Raw genomic sequence first — 3208 nt, forward strand, 5'->3', positions numbered from 1 at the left:
GTCGAGAAGGTCGACGCACGCGCGCAGTTCCTGGCCTTCTACCGCGCTAAGCACGTTGGGCACGCTGGCATCGTCTACTGCCTGTCGCGCCGCAGCGTTGGCGCCACCGCCGACTGGCTGGTTAGTAAGGGCGTGAACGCCATTCCGTACCACGCTGGCCTCGACGCTAGCGTGCGGCGCACCAATCAAGAGCGCTTCTTGCGCGAGGACGGCGTTGTGGTGGTCGCCACCATCGCTTTCGGCATGGGCATCGACAAGCCTGACGTGCGCTTCGTGGCCCACCTCGACCTGCCAAAGAGCCTCGAGGGTTATTACCAGGAGACGGGCCGCGCTGGCCGCGACGGCGAACCAGCGGACGCCTTCATGACCTACGGCCTAGCCGACGTGGTGCAAATCAGCCGCATGCTGGCCGGAGGCGAGGGCAGCGAGGCCTTCAAACGCGTTGAGCGGCAGCGGCTTGAAGCGCTATTGGCTTACTGCGAAACGGCCGGCTGCCGGCGCCAGTCGCTGCTCGCATACTTCGGTGAGGCCATGCCAGAGCCGTGCGGCAACTGCGACACCTGCCGCGAGCCCGTCGCTCAGTTCGACGGCACCATTGCCGCCCAGAAGCTCCTCTCTACCGTCATGCGTACAGGTCAGCGCTTCGGGGCTGGCCACCTGGTTGACGTGCTGCTCGGTAAGCACACCGAGCGCACCGCCAAGTTCAACCACGACACTTTGAGTACTTTCGGTATCGGCACTGAGCTGAACGCTGACGGCTGGCGCTCGGTCGTGCGGCAGCTTCTGGCTAACGGCCAGCTCCTACCCGACCCGGACGGTTTCGGTGGGCTGATCGTCGGGCCGGGCGCCGCCGCGGTGTTGCGCGGCGAGAAGGAAGTGTGGTTGCGTCGCGACCGCCAGGTGGCGCGCCCCGCCGCTAAGCGCCTGCGGGGCGTTTCCGCCGTTCCTGACGTGCCAGTAGATTCCTCGCCGGAAGACGAAGCACTCTTCCAGGCACTACGCACGCTGCGTGCCGAGCTCGCGAAGGAGCAGGGCGTGCCGCCCTACGTGGTGTTCCACGACAAGACGCTGCGCGAGATGGTAGCGGCGCGGCCCGGCAGTTTGGCCGCGCTGCGCGAGGTGCAAGGCGTTGGCGACACGAAACTTGAGCGTTACGGCACGCGGTTCCTCGAAGTGCTGGCTAGTTGAGGGGGCTTCGTTCAGCCTGGAGGCCGGTAGCTTCCGGTGGGGCCTGAGCGAACCCGAGCCGAGAGCACCCCGCGCACCAGGTTCCACGGCGCAGCCCCCGCTCGCGCACGGTCGCGAACGTGCGCTTGGCGGGTACTACGTTGGATCGCGTCTACTCAGTCCGTGGGTCGGCTTGATTTGAGCGTCTCGGACGCCAGTCTTTGCGCGTGGTTGGCCGGCCCGGGGACGGTTGTACTGAGTCAGGACAATCTCGCCTGCATCACGATGTGATACACCGTAGCCTGTCATTGCGGCCAGCGCTGGGAAGTGCTTGAAACGCGAGGAGGCGTTGCGTGAAAACGTCTCAGTTCAATGTGATTGTGCGCTCTGTAGTGGCTGCTTTACTGCTGTCGAGTACGGTCGCAATGGCCCAATTGGCCCAGCTCGCTCCTGAAATAGTCGGCACGTACGGCCTTAATGTAATTTCTGGCAACGCATTACCGGAGAGTCTTAATACGGAGAAGGCTGCGCTGGTTTTTTTCGTGCCAAACGAGTGCCCGGCCTGCGACGAGTTCGTTGCATTTGAGCGCTTTGCCACGTTGCCACTTCAACTAGTTCTGGTGACGAACGCCCCAGAGGCCGAGGCTGGGGATTGGGCAGACTCTCACCCTGGTTGGAACGTTTGGGCGGATCCCCACGACGGCCTGGCGATGTACCTGGGCGTGAAAGACGCGCCCAGCGTGTACATGGTTCATGCGGGTTCTGTGGTCAACGCCGATTATTGGCCGTTTGCCAGCGGCCTTGACGGGCTGTATTCGGACCTGCTGTACTTCGCGCTTTCCGAACCAGGTCCGCGCGCTGACGAGGTGGTAGGCGGTTTGCTTGGGGTAGACCTAAGCGACACCGGGCTAATCGGGATTGGTGGCAACACGAGCAAAGGAGAACCTGCGGGCCCGGCCATCGTCGTCGTTTGCTGGCCCGGCTGCGGCGTATGCCGGGAGGGGCTTGGTTACCTCCAGGATTCATACCTCACCAGCGCTGGGCTAATACCGCCGGTGATCGTCGCATCGGTGGTGGACGAGGCCACGCGAGGTACTTCCGCGACCGCATTCGCAGCATGGAGTGACGCGGGCTTCTCCGTACAAGAAGTCACCCGTTCCGCTGCGGGAGTTCTCGACCTCCCGGTATCGCCGGTGACATTGATTGTTGACCAGGAGGGGACCGTGACTTGGGCCGTAGTAGGGTTCTCTTCAACTGTGGGGGAGAAACTGCGTAAGCAATGGGAGGAGCAATGATGCGCTTGGTGAAAACTCTCCCGATTCTGAAGCTACTACTCGTTGCGGCGCTTTTGGCAAGTGCTAGCGCGCTTGCCGAACCAACGACGCACGCCACACCCTATAGCTATAGGGCCGTAGACGCCCAACCGGAAGGGAAGACTGTACGAAGAGCAGAAGGAAGTCTTCAACGGCTGCTGTACTGGGGGCCCAGGTGGTCAATACCCAACTCCGCTTACATTGGACCCGTCGTTTGAGATTGGCTTTGGGGGTGATGATCGGTGAGACTCAAAGGAGCACAGCTTGCGCTTGCGCTTTACTTCGCTTCGTTACTAATTGGGGCAAACGCGGAGGGCGTAATAGCGGCGACCCCGTACACCTTGATCGCGGCGGGGTTGTCTTCGACTAGCGGAAGCGTCGCCCCCATGGCCATTACCTGTACGGCTTGGTCTTCGTGGCTTACCTCCGCGACTTACTGCAAGCCGGACCTAACAGGGGTTTTGTGCTTATATACAACGCTACCGTTGTCGGTGGAGTTTGCTGACCAATATCGGGTGCGGACGTGTACGAGTAGCGGAACTGGTGGGCAAACGACGGAATATCAGTTTAGGACAAAGCGGTCGGGTTGCTGCGGTTCGGAGATCTTCCCCTGCACCTGGGATTGAACTACTCATGAGATGAGAACCCACTACTCGCCTGGGGTCGCGGTTTCGGAGGTCGGCGAGCACCGCTGTTTTGGTCGTTCGTTAGGCGCTAGAAGTATCGCC

Annotated in this window: 2 protein-coding genes; both read left to right on the forward strand. The window is 61.8% G+C overall.

Going from position 1 to position 3208, the window contains the following annotated elements:
- Positions 1-1188 (forward strand): RecQ family ATP-dependent DNA helicase (locus WBB07_RS21750; RefSeq protein ID WP_526310442.1); only part of this gene is annotated, 1188 nt, incomplete at its 5' end.
- A 332-nt stretch (positions 1189-1520) separates the two neighbouring features.
- Positions 1521-2462 carry a hypothetical protein gene (locus tag WBB07_RS21755; protein WP_526310443.1) on the forward strand — a complete coding sequence of 314 codons (942 nt, stop codon included), beginning with the start codon at positions 1521-1523 and terminating at the stop codon, positions 2460-2462.
- Positions 2463-3208: the final 746 nt, after the last annotated feature.

The organism is Mycobacterium sp., assembly GCF_049647605.1.
GTDB lineage: Bacteria > Actinomycetota > Actinomycetes > Mycobacteriales > Mycobacteriaceae > Mycobacterium.